At 72.7% G+C, this 14,787-nt stretch carries 13 protein-coding genes; 7 read left to right on the top strand and 6 right to left on the bottom strand.

All coding sequences use genetic code 11. From position 1 onward, the window contains the following. Positions 1–17 precede the first annotated feature (17 nt). The 5 genes from ABD234_RS11585 to ABD234_RS11565 all read left to right on the top strand — a co-directional run bounded on the left by ABD234_RS11585 (position 18) and on the right by ABD234_RS11565 (position 6,886). Positions 18–1,850, top strand: a complete 1,833-nt coding sequence (locus ABD234_RS11585; protein ID WP_344356312.1) for an ABC transporter ATP-binding protein — start codon at positions 18–20, stop codon at positions 1,848–1,850. After that, entirely contained in the window at positions 1,847–3,673 is a 1,827-nt protein-coding gene (locus ABD234_RS11580; RefSeq protein ID WP_344356310.1) for an ABC transporter ATP-binding protein, read from the top strand. Before ABD234_RS11585 ends, ABD234_RS11580 begins: the two co-directional genes overlap by 4 nt. Before the next feature lie 320 nt (positions 3,674–3,993). Next, positions 3,994–4,656 (top strand): response regulator transcription factor, encoded by a 663-nt coding sequence (locus tag ABD234_RS11575; protein ID WP_344356308.1) that lies wholly within the window; start codon positions 3,994–3,996, stop codon positions 4,654–4,656. After that, positions 4,653–5,864: a sensor histidine kinase gene (locus tag ABD234_RS11570; RefSeq protein WP_344356306.1), complete on the top strand. Its 1,212-nt coding sequence runs from the start codon at positions 4,653–4,655 to the stop codon at positions 5,862–5,864. Before ABD234_RS11575 ends, ABD234_RS11570 begins: the two co-directional genes overlap by 4 nt. After that, the gene (locus ABD234_RS11565) at positions 5,864–6,886 is read left to right on the top strand and encodes a hypothetical protein (protein ID WP_344356304.1); all 1,023 of its coding nucleotides are present in this window, start codon (positions 5,864–5,866) and stop codon (positions 6,884–6,886) included. The genes ABD234_RS11570 and ABD234_RS11565 overlap by 1 nt, the downstream gene beginning before the upstream one ends. On the opposite strand, the gene ABD234_RS11560 is transcribed toward ABD234_RS11565, so the two are convergent. Together ABD234_RS11560 and ABD234_RS11555 are read right to left on the bottom strand one after the other, a co-directional pair. After that, a complete protein-coding gene (locus ABD234_RS11560; RefSeq protein ID WP_344356302.1) occupies positions 6,852–8,180 on the bottom strand; it encodes a serine hydrolase domain-containing protein in 1,329 nt (442 codons plus the stop codon). The genes ABD234_RS11565 and ABD234_RS11560 overlap by 35 nt on opposite strands. After that, positions 8,177–8,731, bottom strand: a complete 555-nt coding sequence (locus ABD234_RS11555; RefSeq protein ID WP_344356300.1) for a DJ-1/PfpI family protein — start codon at positions 8,729–8,731, stop codon at positions 8,177–8,179. Before ABD234_RS11555 ends, ABD234_RS11560 begins: the two co-directional genes overlap by 4 nt. 103 nt (positions 8,732–8,834) lie before the next feature. Between ABD234_RS11555 and ABD234_RS11550 the strand changes: the two genes are divergently transcribed. Then, positions 8,835–10,502 carry a cation:proton antiporter gene (locus ABD234_RS11550; RefSeq protein ID WP_344356298.1) on the top strand — a complete coding sequence of 556 codons (1,668 nt, stop codon included), beginning with the start codon at positions 8,835–8,837 and terminating at the stop codon, positions 10,500–10,502. A gap of 231 nt (positions 10,503–10,733) precedes the next feature. On the opposite strand, the gene ABD234_RS11545 is transcribed toward ABD234_RS11550, so the two are convergent. The 4 genes from ABD234_RS11545 to ABD234_RS11530 form a co-directional block, all read right to left on the bottom strand. Continuing rightward, positions 10,734–12,746, bottom strand: a complete 2,013-nt coding sequence (locus tag ABD234_RS11545) for a prolyl oligopeptidase family serine peptidase (protein ID WP_344356296.1) — start codon at positions 12,744–12,746, stop codon at positions 10,734–10,736. 121 nt (positions 12,747–12,867) lie between these two features. Next, positions 12,868–13,161 carry a hypothetical protein gene (locus ABD234_RS11540; protein WP_344356294.1) on the bottom strand — a complete coding sequence of 98 codons (294 nt, stop codon included), beginning with the start codon at positions 13,159–13,161 and terminating at the stop codon, positions 12,868–12,870. 53 nt (positions 13,162–13,214) lie between these two features. Continuing rightward, positions 13,215–13,502 carry a hypothetical protein gene (locus ABD234_RS11535; RefSeq protein WP_344356292.1) on the bottom strand — a complete coding sequence of 96 codons (288 nt, stop codon included), beginning with the start codon at positions 13,500–13,502 and terminating at the stop codon, positions 13,215–13,217. Positions 13,503–13,510: 8 nt separating this feature from the next. Next, entirely contained in the window at positions 13,511–14,041 is a 531-nt protein-coding gene (locus ABD234_RS11530; protein ID WP_344356290.1) for a phospholipase A2 family protein, read from the bottom strand. Positions 14,042–14,355: 314 nt separating this feature from the next. Between ABD234_RS11530 and ABD234_RS11525 the strand changes: the two genes are divergently transcribed. Continuing rightward, positions 14,356–14,775: a hypothetical protein gene (locus tag ABD234_RS11525; protein WP_344356288.1), complete on the top strand. Its 420-nt coding sequence runs from the start codon at positions 14,356–14,358 to the stop codon at positions 14,773–14,775. Positions 14,776–14,787 lie beyond the last annotated feature (12 nt).

The raw sequence follows: 14,787 nt of genomic DNA, 5'->3' as shown, positions 1-14,787 counted from the left end.
GATAGAGGTCTCTCCTCATGATTGCGACCATGGCCCGCCTGTGGCAGACGGTCCGCCCCATTCGCCTCCGACTCCTCCTGGGCCTGCTCAGCGCCCTCATCGCCTCGATCGTCGCCCTGCTCATCCCGCAGGTGCTGGGCGCCGTCGTCGACCAGCTCGACGCGACGCCGACCGCCGCCGTCGTGTGGACGGGCGGCGCCGTCGCCATCGCCCTCGGCCTGGTCGAGGCATCCCTCATCTATCTGCGCCGCGTCTTCGCCGTCTCCCCGGCCACCCTCGTCGAGAAGGGCATCCGCGTCGACTTCTACCGCAAGGTGCAGCACATGCCCGTGGCGTTCCACGACGCCTGGGGCTCCGGACAGCTGCTCTCGCGCATGATGAGCGACATCTCCACGGTGCGCCGCTGGATCGCGTTCGGCCTGATCATGCTGGTCGCGAACTCCGTGACCATCGTGGTGGGCCTCGCCTTCCTCTTCAGCGAGAGCGTCGTGCTGGCGCTGGTCTTCATCGCCGCCGCCGCGCCGGTCTCGATCATCGCCTACCGCTTCAGCGTCCGCTTCCACACGCTCTCGCGCCTCTCGCAGGACCAGAACGGCGACCTCGCCACCACCATCGAGCAGTCCGTCCAGGGCATCCGCGTGCTCAAGGCCTTCGGTCGCGGCCCCACCGCGCTGGAGGGCTTCGCCGAGCAGGCCGACGCGCTGCGCCGCACGGAGGTCCGCAAGGCCACCGCGATGGCCCGGTTCGACATGTTCATGTTCATGCTGCCCGAGCTGGCCCTGGGCGTCGCCCTGTTCACCGGCATCCACCTCACCGCCCGCGGCAGCATCTCCCCCGGCGACCTGGCCGCCTACTTCGCCACGGCGGTGCTGGTCATCGGCCCCGTGCGCATGCTCGGCAACCTGCTGGGCCAGGCCGTGAACACGACCACGGCCCTGAACCGCCACTACGAGGTGATGGACGAGGTCAACACCATCACCTCCCCGGAGCAGCCGGTGGCGATCCCTGCCGGGGAGGCCCGCGGCATCGTCCGCCTCGAGGACGTCCACTACCGCTACCCCGATGCGCCGGACCACATGGACGACGTCATCGACGGCGCCACCCTGGAGATCCGCCCCGGGGAGACGATGGCGCTGGTGGGCGTGACCGGCAGCGGCAAGTCGACCCTGCTGCAGCTGGTGCCGCGCCTCTACGACGTCACCGGCGGCCGCGTCACCATCGACGACGTCGACGTGCGCGACATGGACCTCGAGGCGCTGCGGTCGCTGACCGCCGTCGCCTTCGAGGACGCGACCCTGTTCTCCGACTCGGTGCGCTCGAACGTGCTCATCGGTGCGGACCAGTCCCTGTCCGAGGCCGAGGCCGAGGCCCTGATGGAGCTCGCCCTGGAGACGGCCGATGCCTCCTTCGTCCATGACCTGCCCGAGGGCGTGGACACGCGCATCGGCGAGGAGGGCATGAGCCTCTCCGGCGGCCAGCGCCAGCGCCTCGCGCTCGCCCGCGCCATCGCCGCCCAGCCGGCGGTGCTGCTGCTGGACGATCCGCTGTCCGCCCTGGACACCAAGACGGAGGAGCGGGTCACCGAGCGCCTCCGCGAGGTGCTGCGGGGGACGACCACCCTGATCGTCGCCCATCGGACCTCGACCGTCGCCCTCGCCGACCGCGTCGCTCTCATGGACGGCGGCAGGATCACCGAGGTCGGCACCCACGCGGAGCTCATGCGCCGCTCCTCGCAGTACCGCTACGTCATCGCCCACCAGGCCGAGGAGGCCCGGCGCGACCAGGACATCGAGACCCTCACCGGGGAGCTCGACCTGCGCGCCGTCCAGACCGGGGAGGAGACCCGATGACCACGGCACCCGCCGGGAAGGCCGCCGAGCGCGAGGAGGACGCGGAGAGCCGCGTCCTGTCCGCCGAGGAGAACCGGGAGTCCCGCCGCCGGACCCTGCGCCTGCTCGGGGAGCTCCTCGCGCCCGTGAAGGGCCAGTTCGCGATGATGAGCGTGATGGTGGTGATCGCCCAGCTGGCCGTCGTCGCCGGCCCGCGGATCATCGCCTACGGCATCGACCATGCCCTGCCCGCCCTCGTCGACGGCGATGCGTCGCTGACGATCCGCGCGGGCCTGCTGTACGTCGGCGCCGCGATCGTCGGCGGCCTGCTGACCTTCGGCTACGTCCGTCAGGGCACGGTCGTGGGCCAGCGCATGCTCTTCGGCCTGCGCAAGCGGGTCTTCCGCTTCACCCAGAAGCAGGACCTCGAGTTCCACGAGCGCTACACCTCGGGCCGCATCGTCTCGCGCCAGACCTCCGACATGGAGGCCCTGCGCGAGCTGCTCGACTTCGGGGTCGACATCATCGTCGGCTCGTCGCTGTCGATGGTCTTCACCGTCGTCCTCATCGTCTCGATGGACTGGGTGACCGGCGCGGTCATGCTGCTCATGCTGGTTCCCGGCGTGCTGCTGACGATGTGGTTCCAGAAGCGCTCCCGCGAGGAGTACCGGGCGATCCGCACCCATTCGGCGCGGCTGATCGTCCACTTCGTCGAGGCCATGGCCGGGATCCGCGCGGTGAAGGCCTTCCGCAAGGAGGACCGCAACCAGGCGACCTTCGACCAGCTCTCGCAGGACTACCGCGACGCGTCGCTGCGCTCCATCCGGGTGTTCGGCATCTACCAGCCGGCCCTGCGCATCCTCGCCAACACGACCATCGCCGTGGTGCTGCTGGTCGGCGGGTTCCGGGTGCTCGACGGCTCCCTGTCGGTGGGCGTGCTCGTGGCGCTGGTCCTGTACTCGCGGCGCTTCTTCCAGCCGATCGACGAGCTGGCCGGCTTCTACAACGCCTTCCAGTCCGGCGTCTCCGCGCTGGAGAAGATCGCCCAGCTCCTGGCCGAGCAGCCGAGCGTGAAGGAGGCCGAGCGCCCGACGCCCCTGGCCGACTCCACCGGCCGGGTCGACTTCGAGGACGTCTCCTTCCGGTACACGGCCGATGGCCCGCTGGTCCTGAAGCCGCTGAGCCTGCACATCCCCGCCGGGCAGACGGTCGCCCTGGTCGGGCAGACCGGCGCCGGGAAGTCCACGGTCGCCAAGCTGATCTCGCGCTTCTACGACGCCACGGAGGGCCGGGTGACGCTGGACGGCGTGGACCTCCGGGACGTGTCGATGGAGGACCTGACGCGCAACATCGTCATGGTCACGCAGGAGGCGTACCTGTTCTCGGGCACGGTCGCCGACAACATCGAGCTCGGCCGGCCCGGCGCCTCCCGCGAGGAGGTCGAGGCCGCGGCCCGGGCCATCGGCGCGGACACCTTCATCGAGGCCCTGCCCTACGGATACGACACCGACGTGAACAAGCGCGGCGGCCGCGTCTCCGCCGGGCAGCGCCAGCTGATCTCCTTCGCCCGCGCCTTCCTCGCGGACCCGAAGGTGCTGATCCTCGACGAGGCGACCAGCTCGCTGGACATCCCCTCCGAGCGCATGGTGCAGGAGGGCCTGACCCGCCTGCTGGGCCGGCGCACGGCGCTGATCATCGCCCACCGCCTGTCCACCGTGATGATCGCCGACCGGGTGCTCGTGGTCCACGGCGGCGAGGTCGTCGAGGACGGCTCCCCCGCGGAGCTGGTCGCCGCCGGAGGCCGGTTCGCGGCGCTGTACCAGGCCTGGCAGGACTCGATGTAGGAACGACAGGAAGGGGGTACCCGTTTCGGGGGTGCCCGTTTCCGGGTCTGGGAAGTGCGCGCGCGGTCCCGTACCGTCGTTCGCGGGTGGTGCGGGCAGGTGGGCTGCGGCTCACGCTCTGCGCTGCTGCCGGACGCACCGTCCGGCAGCGGCGGAGTTCCGCGCCGCAGGCCCACCCCACCACGTCGCGCGCCCTGCAGGCGCCGCACGTCCCGCCGCCCGGTCCTCCCTGCGGCCGCTCCGGCGCGCCGGTAGACTGACGGCCCGCGGTTCCTCGCCGGGAACCGCTGCCGACATGCCGGCGCGGGCCTCCTGCGCCGGTGAGCTGGGAGGGACACGCCGTGGGCCACACCGTGGGCGCGATCGACGACCACCCCTTCATGGGCACGGTCCTGAGCGAGGTCGTCGCCCGGATCCCCGGCTGCGAGTTCGTGGGCCTGGCCCCGACCGTGGGCGACTTCCTGCGCGAGCACCCCCGGGTCGACCTCGCGATCCTCGACCTCCGCCTGCAGGACGGCTCCGCCCCGGACGAGAACATCTCGATCCTGCGCGAGGCCGGGATCGCCACGGTCGTCTACACCTCCGGCGAGAGCCGCTTCCTGCTGCGCGGCGCCGCCCAGGCCGGGGCGGGCGCCGTGGTGCGCAAGTCCGCCCCCGAGGAAGACCTCGTCGCCGCCGTGCAGGCCGTCCTCGCCGGCGGCAACGTCATGACCGCGGATCTCGCCGCCTCCATCGACTCCGACGAGCGCCTGCGCGACGCCCGGCTCAGCCCGCGCGAGCGCGAGGTGCTGGCCATGTACGCCGACGGCCACACCACGGTCTCCGTCGCCCAGCGCCTGGGGCTGTCCGTCCACACCGTCGACAAGTACGTCAAGGACATCCGCGCCAAGTACGTGCGGGTCGGGCGGGAGAGCGGCACCAAGGTCGACCTGTACAAACGGGCCGTCGAGGACGGGTTCATCGGGGAGCCGGGGGTCTGGTGACCTCCTCCGAGCCGGCGCACGCCTCCATGGAGGACAGCGTCACCCGGGTCCTCACCCTCGGCTACGCGCTCGGCGGACTCACCTTCGGCGCCCTCGGCACGCCCGCCCTGCTGCGCCAGTGGCACGTCTACCACCTGCTGTGGGACGTGTGCTCGATCCTCGTGGTGTTCGTGATGCCCCTGGTCCTGCTCGCCATGACCCGCCGCGCCCCGATCCGGGCCATCCGTCGGACCCTGCTGGGCACCGGGATCGCCGCCTTCGCCCTGCTGGCGACGCTGGTCCCGGCGATGCACTCCCCCGGCACGCTGGAGGAGGCGCCCTGGTTCACGCTCACGGCCGTGATCGGCGTGGCCGCCGTCTGCATCGCCGGGCGGACGGTGCTGGCCTGGATCTCCGCGGTCCTCGTCGGCGTCGGCATCGGCCTGGTGCGGCTGCTGGCCGGCCCGCCGGGGCTCGAGGCGCAGGCCACGCAGGACGGCCTGTACCCGATCGTCTTCGGCGGCGTGCTGGTGGGCATGATCCTCCTGTTCCGCGACCTCGCCCGCCGCACCGACGAGGCCACCGACCGGGCGCGCGCCGAGGCCCGCGAGAGCGCGCGGCGCACCGCGGTGCGCGAGGAGGACCAGTGGCTGCGCCAGTTCCTCCACGACGAGGTGCTCAGCGTCCTCGTCCTCGCCGGCCGGGAGGACCCGGCGCTGCGCGAGAGCGCCCGCCAGCATGCCCGCACGGCCCTGCGCACCCTGCAGGACTCGGCCTCCCCGCGCGCGGCGCGGCAGCGCCGCGAGGGCGGGTTCGCGGCGCGGGACTTCGTCGTCCTGCTGCAGGAGACCGTCTACGAGATCAGCCCCGCCGTCGCCTTCACCTCGCAGGTCACCCGCAGCCGCCCGGTGCCCGCCGAGGTGCGCCGCGCCCTGGTGACCGCGGTCGGCGAGGCCCTGCGCAACAGCCTCCGCCACGCCGGCGGCGCGGAGGAGCGCGCCGTGCAGCGGGCCGTCGAGGTCCGCCTGCGCGACGAGCGGATCGACATCTGCGTCCTCGACGACGGCGTCGGCTTCTCGATGGCCGGCGTGGGCTGGGACCGCATGGGGGTGCGCGAGAGCATCCTCGGGAGCATCGCCCGGCTCCCCGGCGGCGAGGCACGGGTGATCTCCGCCCCCGGCGAGGGCACACAGGTGGAGATCTCCTGGACACGACCGGGGGTGAGGTGATGCAGCCGTGGATCGTCCTGCGCAGCTCCCGGGCCGCCTGGGTGATCGCCGCCTGCCTGGTCCTCACCCACGCCGTGCTCGTGGCGCTGACCCCGGACATCAGATTGATCAGCGTCACCGTGATCGCCGGGCTGCTGGGGCTCGCCGTCGGCGCCGCGATCCTCATGCTCGACGGCGCTCCCCGGATGTCCCGGGCCCGCGCCGCCGCGGTCATCGCCACCGTGGCGCTCACGACCGCCGTCGTCGAGCACGGGCTGCCCTTCTCGGACGATCTGGGCTGGGCCGGCTGGCACTTCGGGGCGCTCACCTTCCTGCTGCTGGCGATGGCCGTGCGCGGCCGCGTCGGCATGGCCTGGGTCGGCCTGGCGGCGATGTTCCTGGTGACCCTCGTGTGGGCGCTGGCCGCCGGCGGGTCGCCCCTCGTCGCGGCCGAGCTGATCGTGCGCCATGCCGGGACGCTGCTGGTGGGCACCTGGGTCGCCATGGGCCTGGATCGGATGGGGCGGCGCCTGGACCGCGTGCGGGGATCGGCGATCGCCCGCGCGGCCACCGAGGCATCGGCCGCGGCCGCCGAGCAGGAGCGCCGCACCCGCATCGACGGGGTGCTGGAGCGGGCGATGCCGGTGCTCGAGGTGATCGCCTCCGAGGGAGGGATCGGCGAGGAGGACCGGGTGCGGGCGCGCGTGCTCGAGGCGGCGCTGCGCGACGAGATCCGGGTGCCCGGACTGGTCCGCCAGCGCGCCTTCACCGACGCGGTCGAGGCCGCGCGCCGCGCCGGCCGCGAGGTCCTGCTGCTGGACGACGCCGAGGACGCCCCGGAGACCCGCCGCGCCCGGGACCGGCTCACCCTCGCCATGGCGCCCGTGCTCGCGCGGGTCACCGATGCCCGCATGACCCTGCGCTTCTCCGGGCGGCCGGGCGCGTACCGCCTGACGCTCGTCTCCGACAGCCACGACGAGGTGCTGCGGTGGAACGACGAGGACGGGGTCAGCGGCGCGGAGGAGGCGGCGCAGACCCGCTGACCGCCGCCGAGGGCCGGTCCGGTGCCGAGGGCAGGTGCGGTGCCGGCGCGTCCTCGGTCCCGAGGGCATCGGCGACGGCGTCGGCGACCGCGCGCCGCACCTCCGGCATCCCGGACCGCTCCCGCCGCGGGTGCACGGCGTTGGCCAGCACGATCACGCTCACGCCCGTGCCCGGGTCGATCAGCAGCGAGGTGCCGGTGAAGCCGGTGTGCCCGGCGGTCCGGGGCCCGGCCGCGAAGGACCCGGCGCCGCGGGGCCCGGCCGCGGGGGACCCGACGTTCCAGGGCCCGGTGCTGTGGGGGCCGGTGCTGCGGGCCCCGGTGCCGCGGGGCCGGGCGAGGGCGCCGTGGCTGGCCGCGGAGAGCTCCGTGCCCAGGCCCCGGCGGGCGCCGTCCGGTCCGGTGATCGCCGCGACGCGGTCGGTGAGCATCGCCGCCACGCTCTCCTCGGAGAGGATCCGCGCCGTCCCGCATCGGCCGCCGTCCAGCAGCGTCTGCGCGAGCACGGCCAGGTCGGAGGCGGTGGAGAAGATCCCCGCGTGCCCCGCGACCCCGTCCAGGGCGCGGGCCTTCTCGTCGTGCACGACCCCGCGCAGCATCGTGCCCGTGTCCGGGTCCCATTCCGTCGCGGCGATGCGGGGCAGGAGCGCCGCCGGAGGCCGATGCATGGTCTCGTCCATGCCCAGCGGTCCGGTGATGCGTGCCCGCACCACCGCGTCCAGGGGCAGGCCGGCGACCTCCTCGACCAGGCAGCCCAGCGCGATCATCCCGATGTCGCTGTAGACGTACCGCTCCCCCGGCCCGGCGATCGGCTCGGTCTCCAGGGCCAGCTCCCGCCGGGAGGCGGGATCCGGGCGCTCGCGGTGCAGCGGCCGTTCGGCCGGCAGCCCTCCGGTGTGGGTGAGCAGGTGGTGGACGCGGACGCGGTCCTTGCCGTGCGCGGCGAAGCGCGGCAGATGCTGCGCGACGGGGTCCTCGAGACCCACCTGCTCGGCCTCGACCAGCTGCAGCACGGCGATCGCCGTGAACAGCTTGGAGATCGAGGCGACGTCGTAGATCGTGTCCTCGCGGGCCGGGACCCGCTGGTCCATCGGCAGCTCGTGCTCGGCGTCACGCCAGCGCACGGCCCAGCCCTCGGCGCATTCGAGGACGATCCGCCCGTGGCGGGCCACCAGGGCGCTCGCCCCCGCCAGGCGCGGCGGGGATGCCTCGACGCCCTCGCGCAGGATCCCCGGGATCCGCGCGAGGGCCTCGGCGTCCAGCCCGACGGCGGCGGGCGTCGCGCGGCCGATCACGCGGCGTCGAGGACGGCGAGGAAGGCCTTCATCCAGGTGCCGTTGTCGGGCCAGGCGCGGGCGGTGACGAGCTTCCCGTCGACCACGGCGCCGCCGTCCTCGAACACGCCCCCGGCGGTCTCCACGTCGATCGCGAGCTCGGGATAGGCGGAGCTGGTGCGGCCCGGCAGCACGCCGGCCGCCGCCAGGATCAGGGGACCGTGGCAGGTCGCCGCGACCGGGGCGTCCTGCGCGAAGAAGTGCTGCACGATCCGCTGCGCCTCGGGGTCGTTGCGCAGGTACTCCGGCGCCCGCCCGCCCGGGACGACGAGGGCGTCGTAGTCGGCGGGATCCACGTCCGCGAGGGCGACATCGGCCTCCCAGGTGTGCCCGGGCTTCTCGGTGTAGGTGTCGAAGCCGTCCACGAAGTCGTGGACGACGAACTGGAGGCGGCGCTTCTCCGGGGCGCCGATGTGCACCTCGTGGCCAGCCTCCTGGAGCCGATGGTAGGGGTAGAACACCTCGAGCGTCTCCGCGGCATCACCGGTGAGGATGAGGATCTTCTTCGACATGGGAACTCCTCCTGGAGGGTGCTGGGGCACCAGTCTGCGCCGCGCAGGGCCGGCGCCACCACCCCTCCCCCGGCGTCGCCGGGGACGGCGGTAGGGTCGGGACGTGGAGATCATCGTCCTCGTCGTCGCCCTGCTGGCCGTGACGGCGGTCTGCGTGGCCATCGGCGAGCGCTGGAAGCTGCCCTACCCCATCCTCATGCTGGTGGCGACGGCCGCGATCGCCTGGCTGCCGTGGGTGCCGGACTACCTCATCGACGCCGAGCTGATCCTCCCGCTGTTCCTGCCGCCGCTGCTGTTCCAGGCCGCGCGCACCTCGAGCTGGTCGGTGTTCCGCACCCGCTGGCGCACCCTGCTGATGCTGGCGGTGGGCCTGACGGCGGTGACCGCCGCCGCGGTCGCCGGCACCGTGCTGTGGCTGGTCCCCGGCATCGCGCTGCCGCTGGCGATCATGCTCGGCGCCATGGTCGCCCCTCCGGACCCCGTCGCCGTCGAGGCCGTCGCTGGCCCCGCGCGGATGCCGCGGCGCCTGCTCACGGTGCTGCAGACGGAGGGCCTGTTCAACGACGCCGTCGCGATCGTGCTGTTCCAGGCGGCGCTCGGGGCGGTGCTCGCGGGGCAGGACTCCCTCGGCCCCGGGATCCTGCTGGACTTCGTGATCGGCGCGGCGCTCGCGGTCGCGATCGGGTTCCTGGTGGGCTTCCTGTACCGGGTGGCCGATCGTGCCGTGACCTCGGTGGGAGCCCGCACGGCCGTCAGCGTCGTCGCGCCCTTCGCGGCGTACATCCTCGCGGAGGAGGTGCATGCCTCCGGCGTCATCGCCGTGGTCGTCACCGCGCTGGAGACCAACCGCCGCGCCCGCGCCTCCGACGGGGAGGCCCGCGTGACCCGCGCGGCCTTCTGGGACGTCGTGAACCTGATGCTCACGGGCCTGGCCTTCGGGCTGATGGGCATCGAGCTGCGCGCCGTGGTGCTGGCCGAGGGCACCGACATCCTCGGCTACGCGATGCCGGCCGTGGTCGTCTGCGCGGTGGTGATCGCGGTGCGCTTCCTGGGGATGCTGGCGCTGGCCGCCGCCACCCGCCGCTCCGACCCGCTGCCGCGGGACTGGCGGGAGGCCTTCGTGCTGACCTGGTGCGGGATGCGGGGCCTGGCGACCCTCGCGCTCGCGCTGTCCGTGCCGACCTTCGCCACCGACGGCAGCCTCATCGCCGATCGCGGCCTGGTGATCGTGCTGGCCTGCGCCGTGCTGCTGGCGACCCTGGTGCCGACGGGCCTCACCGTCGGGCCCGTGCTGCGCCTGCTGGGCCTGCAGGACGACGGCTCCGTCGCCGCCGCGGAGATCCGCGAGCTCACCGGCCGCGCCCGCACCGCCGCGCTGGGGGCGATCCGGGAGCGCTTCGGGGAGTCCGAGGAGCTCTCCGGCGAGCAGATGCGCATGCTCACCAAGCGCTTCGAGGGCATGCGCCGCGAGATCGACACCCAGACCCAGGCGATCCGCGCGGTCCGGCCCGACGGCGAGCCCCTCGACCCCGAGGCGGCGCAGAAGGCCGCGGAGCAGGCGGCGCAGCAGGCCGCGGTGCGGAAGAAGGTCGCCAAGGGCCGCGAGCTCATGGCCGTCGCCCAGACCGTGGGCCTGGACGCGGCGCGCACCGAGATCCTCGCCGCCCGCTCCGAGCCGGGCGTGGACCCGGAGGCGGCCGATCACGTGCTGCGGCAGCTGGACCTGCAGATCATGGCCGCCCCGCCGCGCTCCCGCTCCAAGAAGCACTGACCACCCCCGCCCCGCCGGCCCCACCCGCCGCCGGGCCCCACCGGCCCGCCGCCCCACCCCTGTCGCCGCCGTCGCCCGACCCCTGTCGCCGCGAGTGCCGGATGGCGAGCCATCTATGGCCCTGATTCGGCTCGTAGACCGGCACTCGCCGGCTCGCGGCGGGCGCGCGGCGGGGGCGTGGGTCCCCGCGCCGGTCGGGCGCCGGTCCGAGGGGCGCGGGGTGCGGGAGCCTCAGCCCTCCAAGGACAGCACCGGCACCTCGAGCGGGCAGAACCCGAACACCTGCCCGTAGAACGACAGGCTCGCCTCGGTGGCGCGGATGATCGTCGAGGCCTTGCGGAAGCCGTGCTGCTCGCCCTCGAACAGCAGGTATGCGTGCGGGATGCCCTTGGCGGCGAGCGCGTCGCGGAACATCTCCGACTGGCTGGGCGGGACGATCCGGTCCTCGTCCCCCTGCAGCAGCAGAACCGGGCATTCGAGCTCGTCGACGTGGCTGAGCGGCGCCCGCTCGACGTACAGGTCCTTCCGCTCGGGGTACGGGCCGACGAGACCGTCGATGTACCGGGACTCGAAGTCGTGGGTGTCGTAGATGAAGGTCTCCAGCTCGGCGACGCCGAAACTGGACACGCCCGCGCTGAAGGTGCTCGTGCGGGTGAGGCAGGCCAGCGTCGTCCAGCCGCCGGCGGAGCCGCCCTCGATGCCCAGCCGGGCCCCGTCGGCGATGCCCTCGTCCACCAGGTGCTCCATGACGGCGACGGTGTCGGCGACGTCGACCACGCCCCACTGGCCCTTGAGCCGGTCGCGGTAGGCGCGGCCGTAGCCGCTGGAGCCGCCGTAGTTGACCTCGACCACGCCGATGCCGCGGGAGGTGTAGTAGGCGATGGGCAGGCTGAGCACCGGCGGGACGTGGCTGGTGGGGCCGCCGTGGACGCGGGCGATGAACGGCGGCCTCGCGCCCTCGGGGCCGCAGATGCCCTGGTGGCGGGGCCGGAACACGATCGCGTGGACCACGCTGCCGTCCGGCAGCGGGACCGCGACGGGCTCCGGGGCGGGCAGGACCCCGGGGTCGGGGGCGTCCTCCCGGGAGGAGCGCAGCACCCGCAGGTCCGCCGCGGCGGCGTCCGCGTCGAGGGCTCCGGCGAGGATCGCGGGGAACGCCGTCGGGGACGCGCCCTCGAGGGTGAGCAGGCCGTCGGCGCGCACGCTCGCCCCGCGGATCGCGGTGAGGTCCAGCGGGATGGCGGTGAGCTCCCCGGTGGACACGCGCAGCACGCCCATGCGGTCGTCGGCGTGGCCGTGCGTCACCAGCAGGCGGTCGGGGTCCAGGACGGAGTACCAGGTGGTGCCGAGCATCCACATCGGCCCGGCGAACTCCTCCTCGGCCTGCAGCACGGGGCGCGGGGCGCCGCCGTCCCACAGCCACGGGTTCCACCAGCCGGAGGCGTCGGAGAGGAGGACGAGGCGCCGCTCGTCCAGCCACTCGGGCTGCAGCACGGACTCGGCCTCGCCGCCGGCGATCACCTCGCCGGCCCCGGCGCTGCCGCCGACCAGCGGGGCGACGTGCAGCTCGGTCCCGTCCCACGGCATGCGCGGGTGGTCCCAGGTGATCCAGGCCAGGCGCGCGCCGTCGGGGCTCAGCCGGGCGTGGGCGACGAAGCGGGACGGCGGGGTGATGCGGCGGATCGCCGCCGGGTCCTCGGCGGCCGAGCCGTCCAGCGGCACCGCGGCGATGTACCGCTGGATCTGCTCGCCGGTGTGGTCCTCGCACACCCACCACACCTCGGTGGGGCCGCCGGGCGGGGTGACGACCTGCGGGTCCGCCCAGCGCAGGGAGGGCCCGCCGGCGGAGGGCACCTCGGGGCCCAGGGGGCTGAGCGGCCGCGGCCGCTCCCCCTCGCGGAAGGCGTGCACGCGCTGCTCGGCGAAGTCGACGAAGACGATCAGCGGCCCGCCCTGCTCCTGCGGCACGGCCGTCCAGCTCGCCCCGCCGTACTCGTGCACGCGGGAGCGGGCATTGAACGGCGCGGGCAGCACCGTCACCGGTGTCGCGTCGCCCGCGCCGTCGGGGCCGATGGGCCCGGCCGTGCGGACGATGGCCTGCCGGCCGCCCTCCGTCGCGATGCCCTCGGTCCACCACACCTGGTCGCCGACCGCGCAGGGTCCGCCGAGCCGTGTGCCGCCGGTCGCGAGCATCTCGGCGGAGATGGGAGAGGGCCAGGATCCGTAGGGGAGCTTCGTCGCCATGGGGCCAGGGTACGCATACGCTCTCGCAACATCCCTGCACGCAGGATCTCCCCATGCACCGCAACAACTACCGCATCCACGACGCCGTGAACGCACTCCTGCCCACCGGTGACCCGGGCCCTCAGCCCAGCATCGAGGCGAGCCGCCGGTCGCAGTCGGCGAGCGCGGCGCGGTCGAAAGTCGCGCCGGAGGCGAGCAGCTCATCGGCCCCGGACCCCTCCACCAGGCGCCCGATGCGGGCGGCGACCGTCTGCTCGCTGCCCGCCCAGGTGCCCTCGGGCGCCGCCTCGAGGCGCTGACGCTCGGCCTCCCCGACGGAGTCCGTGACGCCTAGGAGGAGCGGTTTCCTGAGCTGCCATCGCGGGAGGTGACGCCCGATGATCCATCGCGCTTTCGTCCAGAGGGCCCGACGCAACCCTCCCGTGGAACACCAACGCGCCCAGGGGAGGGATGCGCCGGACGGGATGCTCAGGCCCAACCCCGGCCGATCAGCTCGACGACGACGACGTACATCGCAATGGGGAGGAAGATCTCCAGGACGCCCAGCAGTACGCCTCCGATCGACCGCACGATGACTGAGTAGACGATCGTGATCAGGCCCACCAGAGGTGCCAGCACGTAGAGATAGCTGTCCGTCAACGGCGCGATGACGCACGCGCCGACAGCCACGATCGCAGAGATCATGAGAACTGCGACCTTGTTCTTCGCGAACATCTCCCGCAGCGACAGGGATTCATCTGAGGTGTGCATCAGCACCCCTTTCCTCAGCAGCCATGCACAGTCATCGACGCGCTGATCGCGGCGGTGATGCCGATGCTCACCGCCTTCGCCTTCGTGCTTAGTTTTGCGTAATCCTTTTTCATAATGTACAGAAGACCCTGGTCGCAACCACAGTCGAAGTATCCCTTTCGTGCGTAGCACTCATCGTGGTTCTTGCACATCCGATCCAGGAGATCGATCGGTGCCCCCGGACCAGAATGGCCTGGACCGCACCAGTTGCCGTAGACAGGGAAGGAGGCGCGGGGAGCGATTCCCTCCGGCACGATGGCGTCATCCAAATAGTTGTTGTATGTCTGCAGTGCCGAGAGGATCTCTTCGGTTTCCCCTGCGTCACGTGCCGCGGCGACGTCAACGCGAGAAAGACCATCGACTCCCGTCGTGTAGGTGTACTCGGCGATCGCCGCATCCACTCGCTTCTTGGCAGCCTCAAACGATTCCTCTGCATTCGCCGTGCTGCTCACGCCCAGAGCCGCCATCATCGTCACGCCGCCACTGATCATCGTCCTGCGCTTCATCGTGCACCCCCTTGGTGAAAAACCCCGAACGGCACATGTGGGCTCTCTCCCCCTGAGATGTCCGCCGTGTGACGCGCACCATATCACAGCGCTATTCACGTGTTGACCGGCCGGTCAGAACCGCCTGGTCAGCCGCCCGCCGCTTAGACTCACGCCATCCTCCGACTGCGTCGCCAGCAGGATCTCCTCGATCAACCACCACTGAGCATCCGAGATGCATCTCAACACGTGCCACGACCCCGGACTCGCAAGGCGCCGCCTGCATGTTGTCAGACACGCCCCAGGCGAGCGCGCGTCCCCCTAAGCTCGACGGCATGGTCGATCGACTGCCGTTCCCCCTGCTCGCCGAGCGACCCGCAGAGCTCGAGGGGATCATCCTCGACTTCCATTGGGACCTTCAGCGTCTCCACGGCCTTCACCTGCCGTCATGGGAGGTGCGGACCGCGACGCTGCGGTGGCATCTGGAGCTCCCGTTCTGGCCGTCCGGCAGTCGCCCGTTCCAGGTGACGCCGCTCGAGGTCGCCGCCGATCCTGGAACACATGCCGAACAGTGGCGGCGAACCATGGCGGCCGACCTGAGGCACCCTCTCGACGCGTATGTCGGCGCTGGCGATCGCCTCATCATCCTGGACGGAGTGCATCGTCTTCTGAGAGCTGAGGTCGAATGTCACCCAGTTCTCCGTGTCCGGGTGATCGATGAGAGCCGCTTCGACGAGATCGCCGTCCCTGCCTGAGGCCGCCCGTCG

This window comes from Brachybacterium phenoliresistens, assembly GCF_039530785.1.
GTDB classification, from domain to species: domain Bacteria; phylum Actinomycetota; class Actinomycetes; order Actinomycetales; family Dermabacteraceae; genus Brachybacterium; species Brachybacterium phenoliresistens.
This window is presented reverse-complemented; position numbering and strand designations above follow the sequence as displayed.

Coding starts and splice junctions, on each gene's coding strand:
- ABD234_RS11585 (WP_344356312.1), top strand. CDS start 18: ATGATTGCGACCATGGCCCGCCTGTGGCAGACGGTCCGCCCCATTCGC.
- ABD234_RS11580 (WP_344356310.1), top strand. CDS start 1,847: ATGACCACGGCACCCGCCGGGAAGGCCGCCGAGCGCGAGGAGGACGCG.
- ABD234_RS11565 (WP_344356304.1), top strand. CDS start 5,864: ATGCAGCCGTGGATCGTCCTGCGCAGCTCCCGGGCCGCCTGGGTGATC.
- ABD234_RS11555 (WP_344356300.1), bottom strand. CDS start 8,731: ATGTCGAAGAAGATCCTCATCCTCACCGGTGATGCCGCGGAGACGCTC.
- ABD234_RS11545 (WP_344356296.1), bottom strand. CDS start 12,746: ATGGCGACGAAGCTCCCCTACGGATCCTGGCCCTCTCCCATCTCCGCC.
- ABD234_RS11530 (WP_344356290.1), bottom strand. CDS start 14,041: ATGAAGCGCAGGACGATGATCAGTGGCGGCGTGACGATGATGGCGGCT.
- ABD234_RS11525 (WP_344356288.1), top strand. CDS start 14,356: ATGGTCGATCGACTGCCGTTCCCCCTGCTCGCCGAGCGACCCGCAGAG.